Genomic DNA, 18966 nt, shown 5'->3' on the forward strand with positions numbered 1-18966 from the left:
CGAAAATAGGTTCCGTTACAAGTTTTTCGATATTGTTCAATTTTCAAGGTCCTGTAGCGCCTCAGCCAAGCGGCTGACAGCTTAATTATTTTACCACAGAAGCGGTTTTTTGTCAAGCACTTTTTTGAAGATTTTTTGAAGTTCTTGGGAGAACCAATCGACCTTCGTGCTTTTCTGTCGCTCATTTCAAAGGCGTTTCTGTCAGACGTCCGCCTGACGTTTATATATTTTAGCACAGGATTTCCCAAAAAGCAAGTCTTTTTTACACTTTTTTCGAATTATTTTTCGGTTCGTCTTTTTGCCCAGTTTTTTCTCCCGGATTTGACCATTCTGTCTTGTCATTCATCCAGCAGCCTGTCCCGCATCACCTTCAATATCTTGCGCTCCCGCCGGGAGATCTGCACCTGCGTCGTATGCAGCAGCTTTGCAGTGTCGCTCTGGGTCTTTCCTCCATAGAAACGAAGCTGGATGATGCGCCTGTCTTCTTCCGGCAGGCCTTTCAGCACCTCTGCCAGACCGATCTTATCGGCAAGCTCTTCCTCCGGCGATTCTACCGGAATGTCCATCTGTCGGTCGCTCTCCTCCCGGTTCTCCGGCGTCAGACTCACCGCAGGCTGGGCCGCCTGAATGGCCAGCGTGATGTTCTCCACACTCTCCCCCAGCTCCTCCGCCAACTGCGACAGGGTCGGCTCCACTCCGCAGAGCTTGCAGTGATGCTCCCGTGCCGCATTGATGCGCAGGCTCAGCTCTTTGAGCGACCGGCTCACCTTCACGGTGCCGCCATCCCGGAACAGCTTTTTGATCTCCCCCAGAATGACTGGCACGGCATAGGTAGAAAAGCAGACGCCCCGCGACTCGTCAAAGCCGTCATAGGCCTTGACCAGCCCCATGCACCCCGCGCTGTAGAGGTCATCGTACTCGATGCCCCTGCCCCGGAACCGCCCGGCGCAGGAATGCACCAGCCCCAGATTCTGCTCGATGAATGCACTCCGCCGGGTCTTGTCCGTTACCATTGCAACGCCCTCTTTTCTTTTATTATGTAGAGCGCTCATCCAGCCGCTTGGTCAGCACCACCCGCGTCCCCTTACCGGACTGGGAGGACACCTTGACCTTATCCATAAAGCTCTGCATCACCGCAAAGCCCAGACCGGAGCGCTCCTCCGGGTTACCGGTGGTGAAGAGCGGCTCCATCGCCCGCCCGATGTCCGGGATTCCGACACCTTTATCCATCACCGTGATCTTGACCAGCCGTTCCGGGTAGACTGCGATGCACAGCGTCACCGGGCCGATGCGGTCGGGGTAGGCGTGGACGATGCAGTTGGTCACTGCCTCGGACACTGCTGTCTTGATGTCGGCCAGCTGGGGCACGGTGGGGTCGTACCGGGCCAGAAACGCTGCCGCCGCGCCCCGGGCAAAGGCCTCGTTGGCACTCAGGGAGTCAAACTGGATCTTCACACTGTTTTCCGCTTTCATTTCATATCCCTCCTGATATTTCCCCGCCCGGCTCGGTGCAGGGAATGCCTGCAAGTTGTAAGACCCGCCGGAGCTGTTCCGGCGCGTGCTGGATGCGCAGGCTGCCGCCCAGCGTCCGGGCACAGCGCTGCCGTCCTAAGATCAGCCCGATGCCCGACGAATCCATGAATCCTACTCCGCCGAGATCCATGACCAGAATGCGGGGGCTGCGGGTCAGCAGGGCATCGTCCAGCTGGATGCGCAGCCCCTGCGCCGCATCGTGGTCGATCTCACCGGCCAGATAGGCGTAGAGCACATCGTCTGCCGCGCTGAAAGTCACGGTTGCCATATCCTCATCTCCTTTGCTTGTCCTTTTTTCTGGATAAAGAAAAGACCTGTGCACCTTTTCAGTGTACAGGTCTTTCGGGTTATTTTTTAGAGAACGGTGTCGCTCAACAGTTTCTCAGCCTCGAGGGCGATGGCCTCACTGCCGCAGACCAGCAGGCCGCGGCGGCTGTTGGCTTTCGCCTGCTTGACGGCGTCGGCCAGCGACGGACAGAGCACGGCGTCGAAGTGATACCGTGCCTTTTCGGTCAGGCGCTCGGCCAGCGCAGCTTCCGTCCCCGCCGGGGCAACGAGAAAGACTTTATCGAAGGGGTTCTCGCTCATGCCGGGCATCGTCCCCTTGTCCTTCTTCTGTTCCTCAGGGGTCAGACCGCTTTCCAGCACGGAAAAGAAGGCCTCTGCGCCCTCCTCCCCGGTCAGGCCGATGACTGCGCTCATGTGGCGCACCTTGGCCATATTGAGGACGCGCAGAAGGGCTGCGGCCTGCTGGGGGGTACGGCAGGCGTCGAGGATGATGAGGGGCTTCTGGGACAGGACGCGGATGCTGCTGCGGTTCTCCACAGCGGCAAGGCCCGCCAGAATGGCCTCATCGGGGATCTCGAAGCCCTTCCGCCAGAGGGCCAGCGCCAGCTCTACTGCGACGGCGGCATTGCCCGCCGCGTGACGGCCAAGGAAGGCCAGCGGCGCGGTGTATCCGCCGTAGTCCACCCGGCTGGTGAATTTTTCCGCCTCAAGGAAGGTGATGTCCTCGGCGTCGGGCACCACAAGCTCGCACTCCGCCTTGGCTGCGGCCACCACCAGCTCGCTCAGGACAGCCTTCGGCTGCTCCGGCGCGGTGACGCAGACCGCGCCTTTCCGCATGACGCCCGCCGCCAGCGCGGCCAGACGCTCCACCGAACGGCTCACGCCGTCGGGGCCGATGGCTGTGACGGCGCAGACCGGCATACTGGGCAGGGCAGCCGCCAGACCTGCATCCGGCAGCTCCACCACAGCCAGCTTACAGCCTGCCGCACCGAAGCAGCAGGCCGCAGCCGCCAGCTCTGCCGCTGCGCGGGGCAGAGGCTTTGCGGCGCTGAGGGCCTCTGCGGCCTGACAGAACAGCACCGGATCCACCGACACGCCGCCGATGGCGATGCGGGCCGACAGCGGCTCGCATCCGGCACGGTAGAAGCCGGTGTGGAACGCCGCCTCCCGCAGGATCGCCGCCAGCAGACCGGCGGCAGCGGTCTTGCCCGCCGTACCGGCCACGCCGACGAACTGCACCTTCCGGGCATCCGCCGTCAGGGCAGCGCTCAGCTCCTCCGCCGGGGCAAAGCCCTCGGGCAGAGAGGAAAAATATTCGTTTGCCTGTTCGATGGTCATTGCGTCAATCCTCATTTCGATGTTTGTAGAGCAGATAGCACATCCTGCACAGGGCCAGACAGAACATCCCCACCAGAATGCCGGTCAGCACGCCGGAAAAATCCAGCCAGACATCGGTGATCTGGCTGCTCCGGCCATCGCTGAACATCTGGATGGTCTCGTCGGTCAGGGCCGTGAGCAGACCGCCCAGAATAGGCCACGAGATGTGGCGGACGAACCGCCGGGTGTAGACCCGCAGGCAGAGCGTCAGCAGGAAGCCTTCCAGCATATACTCGCAGAAATGCGCCATCTTGCGCACGATGTGGTCGGTCAGGCGGCTGGCGATGCCGGACATCCCCAGCCGGGTGAACACCTTTCGCATCAGGGTCAGCGCCCTGCCGCTGGCCACAGATGAGACATCGGCGATCTGCATGGAGTTCGAGAAGATGAACACGATGCAGGCGATGAGCGCGAAGGCAAAGAGGACTCGCATCGCAATGAGCCAAGGAGAGGTCTTTTGCATATTGGACTCCGTGGGTATCTCCTTTCCCCGCATCAGCCCAGAGCCTTGATGCTCTGCTCAATGTTGGCGAGCTTATCCTGACTCTTGGCGTGCTTGGCGCGGATGTCCTCCACCAGTGCGGCAGGGGCGCGCTCGACGAACTTGGGGTTGTTGAGCTGGTTTTCGAACATGGCCAGCTCCTTCTCGGCCTTGGCCTTTTCCTTGTTCAGGCGGGCCAGCTCCTTGTCGCGGTCGATCAGCTCCATCATGGGGATGAAGCCGCGGGCGGCGTGGGTGGACACCTGCACCATGCCGTCGGTGCTGCCCTCATACTTGGCGGTAAAGGTCACATCGGTGGCGAACGCGAACTTTGCCAGATAGACTTCGGCGCTCTGGAAGGGGGCCGGGTCGGCCGTCTCGATGATCATGCTGGTCTTCTTGGCGGGGTGGACGTTCATCTCGGTGCGCATGGTACGCACAGCCTTGATGTAGTCCATCACCTTCTCGAAGGCTTCCTCTTCCTCTGCCCAGTTGTGGCTCTCGTCCACGGTGGGCCATTCCTGCGTCATAATGGTCTCGGCAGAGCCGGGCAGGGCCTGATACAGCTCCTCGGTGATGAAGGGCATGAAGGGGTGCAGCAGCTTGAGGGCCTTGTCCAGCACATACACCAGCACGCGGCGGGCGGTGTCGGCCTGCTCGGCGTCGCCGGAGTTCAGGCGGGGCTTTGCGATCTCGATGAACCAGTCGCAGTAGACGTCCCAGATGAAGCTGTTGATCTTCGCCGCAGCCAGACCCATCTCGTAGTGGTCAAGGTTGTCGCTCATGGCACCGGCCACCTGATTCAGCTTGGTCAGCACCCACTTGTCGCTCATGTCCAGCTTGTCCTCACTGGGCAGGCCGGGCTGGAAGTCCTCGGGCAGGTTCATCAGCACGAAGCGGGTGGCGTTCCACAGCTTGTTCGCAAAGTTGCGGGCAGCCTCCACCTTCTTCTCGCTGTAGCGCATATCATTGCCCGGGGTGGAGCCGTCCACCAGCATGAAGCGCAGGGCGTCCGCGCCGTACTGGGCGATGACCTCCAGCGGGTCGATGCCGTTGCCAAGGCTCTTGGACATCTTGCGGCCCTGACTGTCGCGGACGATGCCGTGGATGCAGACGGTGTCGAAGGGGGCTTTACCAGTGTAGGCAAGACCGGAGAAGATCATGCGGCTGACCCAGAAGCCGATGATGTCGTAACCGGTAACGAGGGTGTTGGTGGGGTAGAAATACTTGAGGTCTTCGCTCTCCTCATTGGGCCAGCCCAGCGTGCTGAAGGGCCACAGCGCGGAGGAGAACCAGGTGTCGAGGGTGTCGGGGTCCTGCGTCAGCTTTGCGCTGCCGCACTTGGGGCAGGCGCAGGGTGCACTCTTGGCGACCACAGTCTCGCCGCAGTCGTCGCAGTACCATGCCGGGATCTGGTGGCCCCACCACAGCTGACGGCTGATGCACCAGTCGCGGGTGTTCTTCATCCAGTTCATATAGTTCTTGGTGAAGCGCTCGGGCACGAACTTGATGTCACCCTTCTCCACGCTCTCGATGGCAGGCTCTGCCAGAGGCTCCATCTTGACGAACCACTGCTTGGACACCATCGGCTCGATGGTGGAGTGGCAGCGGTAGCAGGTGCCGACCTCGTGCTTCAGCGGCTCGATCTCCTTCAGGAAGCCGCCTTCCTTCAGGTCGGCAAGGATGGCCTTGCGGGCCTCGAGGGTGGTCATGCCGGCGTACTTGCCGCAGTCCAGAACATGAGGCTCGTTGACGGTGTTCTTCCCGGCAGCAAACAGAGCGTCGGCCGCAGCCTTGTCGGCGGCACCGGTCATGTGGCCGTCGTAGGTGAAGACGCGGACGATGGGCAGGTCATGGCGCAGGCCGACCTCGAAGTCGTTGGGGTCGTGGGCCGGCGTGATCTTGACGACGCCGGTGCCCTTGGTCATGTCGGCGTGCTCGTCGCAGACGATGGGGATCTCCTTGTTCAGCAGGGGCAGGACGACATGGCAGCCGTGCAGGTGGGCATAGCGGGGGTCCTCGCCGTTGATGGCGACGGCGGTATCGCCCAGCATGGTCTCGGGACGGGTGGTGGCCAGCTCCAGCATCTCGCCGGTCTCCTTGACCGGGTAGAGCAGATGCCAGAAATTGCCGTCCTTCTCCTCATACTCCACCTCAGCATCGGAGATGGAGGTGTTGCAGTGGGGGCACCAGTTGACCATGCGGTTGCCGCGGTAGATGAGGCCCTTGTCGTACAGGCGGACAAAGACCTCCTTGACGGCCTCAGAGCAGCCCTCGTCCATAGTGAAGCGCTCACGCTCCCAGTCGCAGCTGCTGCCCAGCTTCTTGAGCTGGCTGACGATGCGGTTGCCGTATTTGGTCTTCCAAGCCCATGCACGTTCGAGGAAGCCGTCGCGGCCCACCATCTCCTTGGTCAGGCCCTCCGCACGCATGGCCTCCACGACCTTGGCCTCGGTGGCGATGGAGGCGTGGTCGGTGCCGGGCACCCACAGGGCAGCGTAGCCCTGCATCCGCTTGGTGCGGATCAGGATGTCCTGCATGGTGTTGTCCACGGCGTGGCCCATGTGGAGCTGGCCGGTGACGTTCGGAGGGGGCATGACGATGGTGTAGGGCTTCTTGTCGGGGTCGGCCTTCGTGTGGAAGTAGCCGCCATCCAGCCAGAACTGGTAGATGCGGTCTTCCACCTGGCTCGGATCATACTGCTTTGCGAGTTCTTTCATAGAGAATCCTCCCGGATGATTGATTGGTGGGACGAAAAAAGCCGCCCCACGGAGCGTTCCATGGGACGGCTGAATATAACCGCGGTACCACCCAAATTGCACACAGCGCTTTGCCGCGTGCCCCTTGATGCCCCGATAACGTGGGGCAGACCCGGAGGCGACTACTCCCTTTCCCCGCCTCTGCTCAAAAGCGACAGCACGCCGCACCGCCATACCGGGTTTCCAGCAGCCCCCCGGCTCTCTGGATGGCAGTTCCAAAACAGCGCACACTCTTTTTCCTTGCATTTATAAAAAGAATATAGCGTTTTTTGTGCGTTTTGTCAATCTCTTTTTGCTCTGGATAAAATTTTTCACAGCCGTCTGTGGGTTCCTCTACCCCCCCCCCGAATTTTCAGGGCCAAGCGGTAAAGTGCGGGCGACAGGCGGAACAGCGCTACCTTTGCCTTTTCGGTGCGGCATCCCGGCACCCTCAGCAGCCGGTCGATGAGACGGTCGACCCGTTCTGTCACCTGCGCGAGGGCCTGCCGCTCCTCCGGCGTGCTGCCCTTTGCAAATGCGATGCAGCCCAGCGCACCGTTGCAGGCGGCAAACGCAAGGATGTACATCTCGTGCTCCCGCGCAAAATCAGCCCGTTCCATCATTCCGTTCGCCCCATCCACCCGATTGCGGACAGACTCGGTGTGCATAATGCTGCCGCTCCGCTGGACGTAGTAGTACATCCCCTTTTTGACCATCGCGATCCGCTCGCACTGCCAATAGAACAGGTGGGCCGTGAATTCATCTTCATGGAGCCTGCCTTCCGGGAAACGGATGTCCTCAAAAAGGCTCCTGCGGTACAGACGGTTCATCACAGTCACATAGTACCAGTTCTGAGGGCCGCTCAGCCGCTGCAAAGCTTCCCTCCCCGTCAGGACCTCGTCCTTTGTGATGGGAGAGGTGCGGGGAAGAGGCGTCCCGTCCGGCGTCACATAGGCGAGGCTGCACACGGCCATCTGAGCGTCGTGCTCTGTTGCCGCCCGGTAAAGTGTCTCATACATCTCCGGGGCCGCGTAGTCGTCGGAGTCCATAAATCCGATCCACTCGCCCCTGGCCAGCTCCAGCCCGGCGTTCCGGGCCGCGCTCAGACCGCCGTTCTTCTGCCGACGGAGTCGGATGCGGCTGTCCCGGGCCGCATAGTCCTGCATGATATCCCAGCTGCCGTCCGGTGAGCCGTCGTTCACCACGATGATCTCAAGGTTCCGCCACGTCTGGGCTAAAAGGCTGTCCAGACATTTTGGCAGGTACTTCTCCACGTCATAGACTGGCACGATGACAGAGATCAAGGGTTCATTTTTCTCCATTCTGTATCTCCTTTTACGTTCTCTTCTGTATCCGTTTGGCCAGCTTCCACATCCGCCGGGCCGCATAGTCCTGCATGATGTCCCAGCTGCCGTCCGGTGAGCCGTCGTCCACCACGATGATCTCAAGATTCCGCCACGTCTGGGCCAAAAGGCTGTCCAGACATTTCGACAGGTACTTTCCCACGTCGTAGACTGGCACGATGACAGAGATCAAGGGTCCATTTTTCTCCATTTTATTTTCCGCCTCTCTTCAAGATAGCCAGCGCTCTGCCCTTAAGCTGGGCGAAGGCCGGCGTCTTCCGGCAGAACAGCACCATGACCACCGCGAACAGCAGAGTGTAGAGGATGCCGTCCAGCAGGAACCAGAGGATATTTTTTGCCGGGCAGAACTTCACCCAGCCGTAGGACACCGCCGCCAGCGCCGTCACCATGGCCGCACGCTGGGCGTACCGCACAAAATAATCCCGCAGCTTCTTCTGCCACTCGTCCCGGATGCCGTAGCGCATCAGAATATAAGGCTCCACCCAGACGCAGGTGCACACACTGCTGATGACCGTGCCGCCGAGGATGCCCGCCACGCCGAACTTCTGCACCAGCAGCAGCGAGGTCGTCAGGTTTATGACCGACTCGAACAGCGGCTTATACCGGTCGTACCAGAACAATCCTTTCGCCTCCCGGAACATCAGGTTGACCTTCCGCTGGCCCGAAATATAGAATTCCATCACGAGGACGGCCACCGTCGCCACCGAGAAGCAGTAGTCCGGGCCGAAGCAGATGGTGATGAAGGAGTTGAACAGTGCAAAAAAACCCGCCGTCCAGTAGGCATAGATGACAAAGAAGAGCAGATCCAGCTCCTGATAGATGCCGTAGACCCGCGTTTCGTCCTCGATGGCGCCCAAGTTGCCCAGACTGCCGGTAAAGGCATTGGAGAATTTGTCCATCAGGTTGTTGATGCCGGACAAAACGAGCTTATAATTCGAGTAGATACCCACCGACAGCAGGCCCACGAAGCTGGACATCAAAAGGCTGTCGGTGTTCCGCACGATGACCGTGCCCAGCTTGTGGAAGCTCATCGCGCCAATGTTCCGCAGGATGCCGAAGAACTCCTCCCGCTCAGGCAGCTCCTTGCACTCCTTCAGGTAGGGGTACTCCTTGTCTGCCTTACAGGACACGATGATGTTCGGGATGAACTGCAGCACGAACTGCACCAGCAAGTAGAGGATAAAGTTCCGGGTCAGGACGATGATGACGATTTGGAGGACGGTCTTGATTGCGTCGCAGAGCACCGCCCAGAGGTTTTTCACATAGGCCTTCTGGTAGGCCAGAAAGATGGAGTTTTTGTAGCTCAGCAGATAGGAGCACACCGAGTTTGCCACATACATCAGGTAGATGAGCTTTAAATTCTCGATGCCGCCGCTGTCCTTGATGAAGAAGCCCAAGAAAGGCATCAACGCAAGGCCCACCAGCAAAACGATCACCGCGACGACGCGGTATAGTATCTTATAAAGGTTCATCAGCTGGGCCAGCTTGCGCTTATCGTCCTTAGCCGCAGGTTCATACAGGCTGAAGATCATGGCCGTGCCAATGCCCAGTTCTGCAAGGTTCAGCATCCCCAGCACATCGGTGAACAGGCCGTTGACGCCCAGATAGGCCGCCGACAGATAGTGGATGAACACCATCCGCCCAATGAACCCCAGTACTTGATTGAGCAGCTGTCCGCCGATGTTGACCACCATGTTGATGAGGGTGTAACGTGTCCGCATTTTTCTTTTGGTTCCTTCCCGGAGTTTTTTCTTTTATGATACCATTTTACAGCGGCGCTTTCAATGATCTCTCACCCCTCCGCGTCCAGAAGCTCGGTCCGGAGCCGAGCGATGAGCCGCTCCATCAGAGCCACCCGGTTGAAGGGGGTCATGAGGTAGAAGCCGTCGGCGTAGGGCAGGGCCTCCCGAGCCATCTGCATCGACACCTCAAGGCCCAGCGCCTCGCCCTGCTCCCGGTCGAGGCCCGCAAAGCGCTGGATGATGTCCTCCTCCACATGGATGCCGTTGATCTCATTTTCCATGAAGATGGCGTTCCGCTGGCTGACCACCGGCATGATGCCGGCCAGGATCTTCGCCCGTTCGCCCAGCGTCTGGCGGGCCTTGCGGAGATTTTCCACTGCCTGTGCCGAGAGCACCGGCTGGGTCAGGAATCCCGCCATCCCGTTTTCCAGCTTTTCCACGGCCCGGCGGAGTTCCACGTCGAAATTCCGGGCGTTGAGGTTCAATGCGCCGAACACCGTCATAGGCGAGGGCATCTCCCGGCCCTCCCCGGCCAGAGAGACGATGTACTGGGCCAGCTTGCGGGAGTTGAACTGGTAGACATTCTTTACCTCGTCCCGCTCTGCGGTGGGGATGGGGTCGCCGGTGATGGCCAGCACCTCCCGCACGCCCTCGGCGTAGAGGCCCAGCAGAAGGGCTTTCGTGGCGTTCAGATTGCGGTCGCGGCAGGTCATGTGAGGCAGGGCACACATTCCCAGCTCCCGATGCACCCGGCAGGCCACGAGGGAGGAATCCATCCGGGCCTGTGCGATGGGGCAGTCGGCGATGGTCAGCAGGTCGGCACCTGCGGCCTGCAATCTCCGTGCGCCGTCCAGATAGCCGCTCAGGTCGGCCACCCGGGGAGAGTCCAGCTCAATGGCGATGACTTTTTCGCCTTTGTCCAGCTTCCGCAGGAAGGCGTCGTCTTTTTCCACCTCCGGCGCGGCGACGGTGGAAAGTTTTGCGGCCGGGGCGGCTCCAGTCTGCCGGGGCAGAGCATCCAGCTCTGCCCGCAGGGCTGCAATGTGGGCAGGGGTCGTGCCGCAGCAGCCGCCCAGAATGCGGACACCGGCGGCAGCGATCTGGCCCATCTCCCGGGCAAAATACTCCGGCTTGCCCTGATACAGCACCCGCGCCCGGGTGACGACCGGATAGCCCGCGTTGGGCATCACCGACAGGGGCAGCCGCGTCTCGCCCAGCCCCTGCACCAGCTTCTTCATCGCGCCCGGAGCCGAAACGCAGTTCAGGCCCACGGCATCCACCACGCCGCTGCCCTCCATCCGGTGCAGCAGGTCGCGGAACAGCAGGCCCTCGCGGGTGTAGCCGTCCGGCAGCACCGCGAAAGACACCATAATGAAGGCGTCCGGCACAGCTACCCGGAGGGCCTTCACAGCCTCCACCACGCCCACATCCGAGCTGAGCGTCTCAAAAAGAAAATTCTTTGCCCCCAGCGCCGCGAACTGCTGGGCTGCAAGGCCGTAGGCACTGCTGGCCGGGGCGGCCTCTGTGTCCAGAGCCGGGCCGAGGTCCGCAAAGACGGCAGCGTCCTTCTCGGCGGCGGCGTCGCAGGCCAGCTTCCAGCCCGCCTCGGCCAGCTCTTCCCAGCCCGGCATCTGGGCCGCTGCCATCCGGGGCAGGCCGAAGGTGTTGGTCTTGATGGCCTGTGCGCCCGCCGCCAGATACTCGGCGTGGACCCGCTTCACCCCTTCAGGGTCGGTGAGGTTCGCCAGCTCGCATTCTACGCCCGGCGCGGCTTTATAATAGGTACCCATGCCGCCGTCGAACAGCAGCGGCTTATGGGCAAGATACTCTCGGATGTCCGTCATCATAAGGTTCTCCTTTTCCTTCGTTTTTCCCTCTATTTTTCCCGGCTCCCCCGGGACGGAGCTTTTGTGCAGTCATCTTCAGTTTAATGAAGTTTGCGCACTTGTCAAGCATTTTTGTCTCTCAATGGCCCATTTTTGCTTGCACCGGAGCCGCTTTTGTGCTATTCTATGCATATTTATAGCAGTTTGGAGGAATGTATCATGCGCCACGCCGGCACACAGGAGATCGAAACGCCGCGGCTGCTTCTGCGCCGCCTTCTGCCGTCCGATGCCCCGATGATGTACGCCAACTGGGCCAGCGACCCGGAGGTCACCCGCTGGCTGCGCTGGACGCCGCATAAAGATGTGGCCGAGACGCGGGAGCTGCTGGCCGCATGGGCGCTGCTCTACCCCAACGAGGACTACTACCAGTGGGCCATCGTGGAAAAGGCCTCCGGGCAGGTGTTCGGCTCCATCAGCATCTACAACAGCCTTGCGGGCGAGCCGCAGCAGAAGGCCGAGTGGCCCGGGCGGGATATTTCCGAGGGCATCTGGGAGCCGGGCTACTGCATCGGCAGAGGCTGGTGGAACAAGGGCTATACCACCGAGGCGCTGGACGCTTTAGTAGAATACTGGTTCAAGAATACGGACAGTAATTGGCTCGCCTGCTGCCATGCCGCCGAAAATCCCGCCAGCGGCAGGGTCATGACCAAAGCAGGCTTCGTTTACGACCATGACGCAGAGTACCACAAATTCGACGGCTCCCCCGTCCCCTGCAGATGCTATGCAGTGACAAGAGAGCATTATCTGGAACGAAAGGAATCATTTTGAGCGAACTTTACGATATTTTAGTGGAAACACCCCCGACGAAGGTAATTTTGCTGGCCCTCGATCAGGGCCTGTGGGACTGCGAGCGCAGCCTCGCCGAGCTGGCCGCGCTGTGTGAGGCCAACCACATGGAGGCCGTGGCCGAAGTCACCCAGAAGCGCCAGACCCCCGAGACCGGCATCGTGCTGGGCAGCGGCAAGCTGGAAGAAGCCGCCGCTGCCGCCGCAGAGCTGGGGGCCGTGTGCGCCGTCTTTGACGGCGAGCTGACCGGCAGCCAGATCCGCAACATCTCCACTGCGCTGGGAGGCCTCGAGGTCATCGACCGCACCATGCTCATCCTCGAGATCTTCCGCAGCCGCGCTGTGACCAACGAGGGCAAGCTTCAGACCGAGCTGGCCCTGCTGCGCTACCGCCTGCCCCGCTTACAGGGCATGGGCGAGAGCCTGAGCCGTCAGGGCGGCGGTGGCGGCGGCGGCGGCGGTGCACGCCGCGGTGCCGGTGAGACCAAGCTGGAGCTGGACCGCCGCCACGTCCACGCCCGCATTGACGCGCTGGCCGAGAAGCTGGCCGAGATGGAAAAGCGCCGGGGCGAGAGCCGGAAGGCCCGCGCCAAGACCGGGATGCCGGTGGTCAGCCTCGTGGGCTACACCAATGTCGGCAAATCCAGCCTGATGAACGCCCTCTGCGGCCCCAGCGTCGCCGAGGCAGATATGCTCTTCGCCACCCTCGACCCCACCAGCCGGAAGCTCGTCCTGCCCAGCGGGATGGCGGTGCTGCTGGTGGACACCGTCGGCTTCGTCTCCCGCCTGCCCCACAATCTGGTGGAGGCCTTCAAGTCCACGCTGGAAGAGGCCGCATGGTCGGACGTCATCGTCCGGGTGGCCGACGCAGGCGACGAGCAGCGGGAAGAGCAGCTGGCCGTCACCGACGAGGTGCTGGACGGCCTCGACTGCGCCGACATCCCCCGCCTGACCGTCTACAACAAGTGCGACAAGCCCGGTGCACTGAGCTTTGACCCCGACATCCTGCTCACCAGTGCCAAGACCGGCTACGGACTCGATAAGCTGCTGCAAAAGCTGGACGAGACCCTCAGCGACCGCGTCCACACCATCCGCGTCCTGCTGCCCTACGACAAGCTGGGCCTCGCCGCCCCCATGCGGGAGCGCGGCAGCGTCCAGCTGGAGGAGTACCGCGAAGACGGCCTCTACCTTGAGGGCATCGTAAAGACCGAGGACCTCCACTGCTTCGAGGGCTACCTCGTCTGACATCCTGCACCCAAAAAGAGCCAGACTCAGCCTGAGTCTGGCTCTTTTGCTGTCTTGGCAGGCGGTCAGCCCGCAGCCGGGGGCATTTCCGCCATCAGCTGGTCGTACCGTCCGGTAAAGACCCGTTCCGGCAGGGCCGCAGTCAGGGCGAGGGCAGCGGTCAGCCGCTCCTCGTCGGTCAGCTCTGCTTCCACCGGCGGGAAGTGGGCAAGCACCTCGTCCAGCTGCTTTCTGACCTCCCGGGCCACAAAGATGCCCCGGTCGGTGAGGTAGATCTTGCCGTAATATTCCTTGACGATCATTCCCCGCTCCATCAGCAGATTCATCACCCGCACTACCGAGGGCTTGGTCACGCCCAGCTTCTCGGCAATGCTGCGGGAGCTGATGTCCAGATGGGTCTGCGAGACCTCATAGATGGCCAGCAGGTAGCGCAGGTGTGCCGGCGTCAGTTCCATCTCGTATCACTCTCTTTTCGTTCTGTTACACTAACTCTCGATTTTCAAAAGGGGCGCGGGCCAAAGCTCTGACCCGCGCCCCCTTCTCTTCCATTATTGCTCAGTGGCAGCCGCCCTTGCAGCTGCTGCAGCTTCCGCCGCAGTCACAGCCGCCGCTGCATCCACTGCAGCCGCCGTGCTTATGAGAGTGCCATGTGATCCAGCCCACACCGCCAAACACGATGGCTCCGACGATGATCGTCGGCAGATTGAAATTCGCAGCCAGAAACTCCATCATAAAAATGCACTCCTTTCAGCGCGTTTTGAGAAATTTTTACTTGATCTTGGAAACGTCGATCTTGACTTCGTTGTCGTTCACATACTTGTTGGGACGGAACATCAGATACAGGAAGGCAGCGACGATGACCACGGCCACGACGGTGAAGAAGTTGAAGCCGACTTCACCGGTGATGAGGCCGCCCAGCTGGTACACGACCAGAGCAGAGCAGTAGGCCAGTGCGCACATATAGCCAATGGCGAATGCCGTCCACTTGCCGTTGTTCATCTCACGCTTGATCGCACCCATAGCAGCGAAGCAGGGAGCGCACAGCAGGTTGAAGATCATGAATGCATAAGCGCTCAGAGCGGTGTAATCTGCCGCAACGAGGCTCCAGATCTCATCGCCGTTCTCAGACAGCTCCTCGCCGCCGAAGTGATACAGAACGCCGAAGGTACCGACGACATTCTCCTTTGCGATCAGGCCGGAGACAGAAGCGACCGTTGCCTTCCAGTTGCCGAAGCCCAGAGGAGCGAAGATCCAAGCGACTTTGGTGGCGATCGCTGCCAGCACAGAGTTGTCCTGATCCTCCACCATGCCGAAGGCGCCATTCTCGAAGCCGAAGCCCTGCAGGAACCACAGGACGACGGTAGCAGCCAGAATGACGGAGCCTGCACGCTTGATGAAGGACCAGCCGCGCTCCCAAGTAGCGCGGAAGACATTGCCCCAAGCGGGGATATGGTATGCGGGCAGCTCCATGACAAAGGGAGCAGGGTCGCCTGCAAAGGCCTTGGTCTTCTTCAGGATGATGCCGGAGCAGATGATGGCAGCCATGCCGATGAAGTAAGCGGAGACAGCCACCAGAGAAGAACCGCCGAATACCGCACCTGCGATGAGGCCGATGATGGGCATCTTTGCGCCGCAGGGGATGAAGCAGGTGGTCATGATGGTCATGCGGCGGTCGCGCTCATTCTCGATGGTACGGGAAGCCATGACGCCCGGGACGCCGCAGCCCGTGCCGACCAGCACGGGGATAAAGCTCTTGCCGGACAGGCCGAACTTGCGGAAGATACGGTCCATGATGAAGGCGACACGGGACATATAGCCGACATCCTCCAGAATGGACAGCAGGAAGAACAGGACCAGCATCTGGGGAACGAAGCCCAGAACTGCGCCGACACCGGCGACGATGCCGTCCATGATCAGGCCGTACAGCCAGCCCGCCACGCCGATGCTCTCGAGGAAACCGCCCAGCGCGTTGGGGACGATCTCACCGAACAGGACGTCGTTGGTCCAGTCGGTCGCAAACGTGCCGATGGCCCAGCCGCCGTCGGCGATGGAAGTACCCACAGACAGGGAGTACATCAGGTACATGATGACTGCGAAGATGGGCAGGGCCAGAACACGGTTGGTGACGATCTGGTCGATCTTATCAGAAACGGTCAGGTGCTCGACGCGGGCCTTCTTCTTGACAGCCTTATCGACGACACCGTTGATGTAGGCGTAACGCTGGTTGGTGATGATGCTCTCGGCATCATCGTCCATCTCAGTCTCGCAGTCCTTGATGTGCTGGTCGATGTGCGCGGTCAGGTCGGAGGACAGCTTCAGCTCATCCATGACCTTGTCGTCGCGCTCGAACAGCTTGACGGCGTACCAGCGCAGGAAGCGGTCATCGACCTTGCCCTGAATGGACTCCTCGATGTGCGCGATGGCGTGCTCGACGCTGCCGGTAAAGACGTGGGGCAGCTCGCCGGCCTTGCCTGCCTTTGCAGCAGCCATAGCAGCCTTTGCAGCGGCCTCGGTGCCCTCGCCCTTCAGGGCGCTGATCTCGACTGCCTGACAGCCCAGCTCGGCGCTCAGCTTCTTCAGGTCGATCTTGTCGCCGTTCTTGCGGACGAGGTCGATCATGTTGACTGCCATGACCACGGGGATGCCCAGCTCGATGAGCTGGGTGGTCAGGTACAGGTTGCGCTCGATGTTGGTGCCATCGATGATGTTCAGGATGGCGTCGGGCTTCTCCTTGACCAGATAAGTACGGGAGACGACCTCCTCCAGAGTGTACGGAGACAGGGAGTAGATGCCGGGCAGATCCTGAATGATGACATCCTTCTCGCCCTTCAGCTTGCCTTCCTTCTTCTCGACGGTAACACCGGGCCAGTTGCCGACGTACTGGTTCGAGCCGGTCAGATTGTTGAACAGGGTAGTCTTACCGCAGTTCGGGTTGCCGGCCAGTGCAATTTTGATACTCATTGCAGCTCCTTTCCTCTCGTTGCGATCAAACGACTTCGATCATTTCAGCGTCGGCCTTGCGCACGCTCAGTTCGTAGTTGCGCACGGTCAGCTCCATCGGGTCGCCCAGAGGGGCGACCTTGCGGACATAAATTTCAACGCCCTTGGTGATGCCCATGTCCATGATGCGGCGCTTCACCGGGCCTTCGCCGTGCAGGCGCGCCACGGTGGCAGTCTCGCCGACCTTAACGTCTTTCAGAGTCTTCATAAAAATCCTCCTCTGCTTGTCTTCTTTCTATTCAGAGACTATCCCAGTTTCGGAGCGTCTCCCAAACAGCGGTCTCGCCGCTGCTCAGCCGATCATAATGCGGTTCGCCATCGTCTTGTCGAGGGCCAGACGGCTCTCCTTGACCTGAACGATGAGGTTGCCTGCGATCTCATTGACGATCGTCACCTAACTGTCCACTACGAAACCCAGTTCGGCCAGATGCAACCGCACCTCATCCTTCCCGGTGATCTTGCGGATGGTGACGGTCTCGCCCGCTTTTGCCATAGTCAAAGGCATCATAATTGTTCCACTCCCATTCGTGCTCCCCATTCTGCGGGGAGCGTTTCGGTTCGCTTTTTTCGTCCTCGGGGATGGCCGCACCAGCCAGACGCCGCAACGCGCTCGCTCATGTCCGCGTCCCCCTCCGAAAAGCTACGGCAGTTAGTCAGTCGCAACTATCAGCATAGATAGTTTACACTTACTAACCCATTCTGTCAATCATTTTTCCGTAAAAAAAGTTAGTTTGTATGAACTAACAAATTTTATCCTCGCTTTTCAGAAAAATTTAACAATTTCCACATATGACACAGCCGCCCGGTGCAGGGGGTATTCTGCAACGGGCGGCCGCGTGTCAAAAGGAGGATTTCTTCCCATCATCGTCTATTTTAAGCAGACTCCGACGGGCGCCAGGATAAAAAGAGAGTATTTGGAAGTGAATGTCAGAATTTCAGGAGCGTCAGGCTGCGACGGCCAGACGCTGGATGGGGGTGCCGCTGTGGAACAGGCGGAGATACACCGCCGTGCACTTGTTCAGCTGGGCGAAGTGCTGCCGGGCAGCGGCAGGGTCGCCGTAGGCTTTCCAGCAGCCGCAGCAGGTGAAGTTGCGGCCCTCATTTTCGATAAAGCCCACCACATCGGGGAGGGGGTAGCCCAGAAATACGCCGATCTCATGGGGAAAATCAGCCTCACAGCAGAGCCTCCGGGACAGCTGCCGCAGCAGCGGCGCATCGTCGTCCGGCTGCTGAGGAAGGTCGTACCCCTCGCCGCGCAGGAAGTCCCGCACCTGCGGCTGGGCCAGTAGGACGCGCAGCCTGCTCTCGCGGTAGACGTACACGAGATACTGGTGCGTCCGCATACAGCCCTTGAGGACGCGGACGCAGAGGCCTTTTTCGTCCAGCTGCTCATTCCAGCTGCGGACGCGGCGGGCAAGGTCTGCGCAGTCTCTGGTCTCATAGCGGAAGAGTCCCGCAGGCTTCAGGCCAGCCAGCACCGGGGCGCATTGCTCGATCATCACAGTCTCAAAGTTGCGTTCCATTTCCCGGCCTCCCTGCCTGTTTTCTGCTATTGTCCCCTGCGGCGCGATGCTTATGCAGAAGATGCAGTTAGAATCAGCTAACCAATACTGCAAAAAGAACGCGGCAGCAGCCGCTTTGTCTCTTGGAATCTTTCAGGTTAGTTGTTCCTAACGTGACATTATCTTACCATAGCTTTGGCCCTGTGTCAACACCTTTTTACAAAAATATTTGCCCCATCTTCTCTGCCGTGCTATACTGGGCAAAAGGATCATTGAGCAAAGGAATGGTGTCCCCATGCATCTTGTGTCCCCCGAAGAGCTGTCCGGTCTGATCACGGCCCGGCTCAAGCAGCAGCCCACCGTCCTCGTGGCGCTGGATGGCCGGTGCGGCAGCGGCAAAACAACGCTGTCCGCACAGCTGGCAGAGCGCTTTCCCCAGAGCATCACCCTCCACACCGACGACTTTTATCTCCCGCCGCCCCAGCGGGTCACAGGCTGGGAGCGCATTCCCTGCGCCAATATGCACCTCGAGCGGCTGCGGGCCGAGGCCGTCGCGCCCGCACGGGCCGGGCGGGCCGTGTGTTACAAGGCCTACTCCTGCCGGGAGGGCGCCTATCTGCCGCCCCGGGTGCTCGGGCCTGCGCCGCTGGTCATCGTAGAGGGCAGCTACAGCCACCACCCCAGCCTTGCGCCCTACTATGATATAAAAGTATTCGTCACCTGCTCGGCGGAAGAACAGATGCGGCGGCTTCGTGCCCGGGAGGGGAAGCGGTATCTGAATTTCGTGCAGCGTTGGATCCCGCTGGAAGAGGAATATTTTACGGACTATGCCATTGAACGAAATGCGGAGATGACGGTCGTTACGGGGTAATGGTATAGAGCGCTCTTGCGGTGGGGCTTGGTTTTCTTTAAGTAGGCGTGCGCGCTGGTGGCGCGGGGCAGTTTTTATCTTACGGTCAAGTGGCTTGCGCTCCGCGCGGGCCAGAGGCAGGGAGGGGTGTTTCGACTCCCCCCTCCCTACCTCT

At 60.5% G+C, this 18966-nt stretch carries 18 protein-coding genes and 1 pseudogene; 3 read left to right on the forward strand and 16 right to left on the reverse strand.

Going from position 1 to position 18966, the window contains the following annotated elements; all coding sequences use genetic code 11:
* Window positions 1-338 precede the first annotated feature (338 nt).
* The 10 genes from LKD23_RS11330 to LKD23_RS11375 form a co-directional block, all read right to left on the reverse strand.
* Window positions 339-1013, reverse strand: coding sequence for a sigma-70 family RNA polymerase sigma factor (locus LKD23_RS11330; protein ID WP_227621740.1), 675 nt, complete (start codon window positions 1011-1013; stop codon window positions 339-341).
* Window positions 1014-1035: 22 nt separating this feature from the next.
* On the reverse strand, window positions 1036-1473 hold the full coding sequence (gene spoIIAB, locus LKD23_RS11335; RefSeq protein WP_227621741.1) for an anti-sigma F factor: 438 nt from the start codon (window positions 1471-1473) through the stop codon (window positions 1036-1038).
* 1 nt (window position 1474) lies between these two features.
* A complete protein-coding gene (locus tag LKD23_RS11340) occupies window positions 1475-1801 on the reverse strand; it encodes an anti-sigma factor antagonist (RefSeq protein ID WP_227621742.1) in 327 nt (108 codons plus the stop codon).
* Window positions 1802-1887: 86 nt separating this feature from the next.
* A complete protein-coding gene (locus tag LKD23_RS11345; protein WP_227621743.1) occupies window positions 1888-3159 on the reverse strand; it encodes a folylpolyglutamate synthase/dihydrofolate synthase family protein in 1272 nt (423 codons plus the stop codon).
* A gap of 4 nt (window positions 3160-3163) precedes the next feature.
* Window positions 3164-3661: a VanZ family protein gene (locus LKD23_RS11350; protein ID WP_227621744.1), complete on the reverse strand. Its 498-nt coding sequence runs from the start codon at window positions 3659-3661 to the stop codon at window positions 3164-3166.
* A 32-nt stretch (window positions 3662-3693) separates the two neighbouring features.
* A complete protein-coding gene (locus LKD23_RS11355; RefSeq protein WP_227621745.1) occupies window positions 3694-6399 on the reverse strand; it encodes a valine--tRNA ligase in 2706 nt (901 codons plus the stop codon).
* Between the two features lie 350 nt (window positions 6400-6749).
* Window positions 6750-7739: a glycosyltransferase family 2 protein gene (locus LKD23_RS11360; RefSeq protein WP_227621746.1), complete on the reverse strand. Its 990-nt coding sequence runs from the start codon at window positions 7737-7739 to the stop codon at window positions 6750-6752.
* A 13-nt stretch (window positions 7740-7752) separates the two neighbouring features.
* Window positions 7753-7953 carry a glycosyltransferase family 2 protein gene (locus LKD23_RS11365; protein ID WP_227621747.1) on the reverse strand — a complete coding sequence of 67 codons (201 nt, stop codon included), beginning with the start codon at window positions 7951-7953 and terminating at the stop codon, window positions 7753-7755.
* Window positions 7954-7972: 19 nt separating this feature from the next.
* The gene (locus LKD23_RS11370; protein ID WP_227621748.1) at window positions 7973-9502 is read right to left on the reverse strand and encodes a lipopolysaccharide biosynthesis protein; all 1530 of its coding nucleotides are present in this window, start codon (window positions 9500-9502) and stop codon (window positions 7973-7975) included.
* 71 nt (window positions 9503-9573) lie between these two features.
* Window positions 9574-11367, reverse strand: coding sequence for a bifunctional homocysteine S-methyltransferase/methylenetetrahydrofolate reductase (locus LKD23_RS11375; RefSeq protein ID WP_227621755.1), 1794 nt, complete (start codon window positions 11365-11367; stop codon window positions 9574-9576).
* A gap of 201 nt (window positions 11368-11568) precedes the next feature.
* On the opposite strand from LKD23_RS11375, the gene LKD23_RS11380 reads away from it, so the two are divergent.
* Window positions 11569-12177 (forward strand): GNAT family N-acetyltransferase, encoded by a 609-nt coding sequence (locus LKD23_RS11380; RefSeq protein ID WP_227621749.1) that lies wholly within the window; start codon window positions 11569-11571, stop codon window positions 12175-12177.
* On the forward strand, window positions 12174-13439 hold the full coding sequence (hflX, locus tag LKD23_RS11385; RefSeq protein ID WP_227621750.1) for a GTPase HflX: 1266 nt from the start codon (window positions 12174-12176) through the stop codon (window positions 13437-13439). Before LKD23_RS11380 ends, hflX begins: the two co-directional genes overlap by 4 nt.
* 65 nt (window positions 13440-13504) lie before the next feature.
* On the opposite strand, the gene LKD23_RS11390 is transcribed toward hflX, so the two are convergent.
* The 6 genes and pseudogenes from LKD23_RS11390 to LKD23_RS11415 all read right to left on the reverse strand — a co-directional run bounded on the left by LKD23_RS11390 (window position 13505) and on the right by LKD23_RS11415 (window position 17962).
* Window positions 13505-13894, reverse strand: coding sequence for a metal-dependent transcriptional regulator (locus LKD23_RS11390; protein WP_227621751.1), 390 nt, complete (start codon window positions 13892-13894; stop codon window positions 13505-13507).
* Between the two features lie 100 nt (window positions 13895-13994).
* Window positions 13995-14171 (reverse strand): FeoB-associated Cys-rich membrane protein, encoded by a 177-nt coding sequence (locus tag LKD23_RS11395; RefSeq protein WP_207677805.1) that lies wholly within the window; start codon window positions 14169-14171, stop codon window positions 13995-13997.
* Between the two features lie 36 nt (window positions 14172-14207).
* Entirely contained in the window at window positions 14208-16400 is a 2193-nt protein-coding gene (gene feoB / locus LKD23_RS11400) for a ferrous iron transport protein B (RefSeq protein WP_227621752.1), read from the reverse strand.
* Window positions 16401-16425: 25 nt separating this feature from the next.
* Window positions 16426-16647 carry a FeoA family protein gene (locus LKD23_RS11405; RefSeq protein ID WP_015565615.1) on the reverse strand — a complete coding sequence of 74 codons (222 nt, stop codon included), beginning with the start codon at window positions 16645-16647 and terminating at the stop codon, window positions 16426-16428.
* An 84-nt stretch (window positions 16648-16731) separates the two neighbouring features.
* Window positions 16732-16947, reverse strand: a pseudogene (locus LKD23_RS11410) (FeoA family protein).
* A gap of 436 nt (window positions 16948-17383) precedes the next feature.
* Entirely contained in the window at window positions 17384-17962 is a 579-nt protein-coding gene (locus tag LKD23_RS11415) for a DUF3793 family protein (protein ID WP_227621753.1), read from the reverse strand.
* A 274-nt stretch (window positions 17963-18236) separates the two neighbouring features.
* Between LKD23_RS11415 and LKD23_RS11420 the strand changes: the two genes are divergently transcribed.
* Window positions 18237-18812, forward strand: a complete 576-nt coding sequence (locus tag LKD23_RS11420; RefSeq protein ID WP_227621754.1) for a uridine kinase family protein — start codon at window positions 18237-18239, stop codon at window positions 18810-18812.
* The last annotated feature ends 154 nt before the right edge of the window (window positions 18813-18966 follow it).

This window comes from Faecalibacterium butyricigenerans (genome assembly GCF_020687345.1).
Taxonomy (GTDB): Bacteria; Bacillota; Clostridia; order Oscillospirales; family Ruminococcaceae; genus Faecalibacterium; species Faecalibacterium butyricigenerans.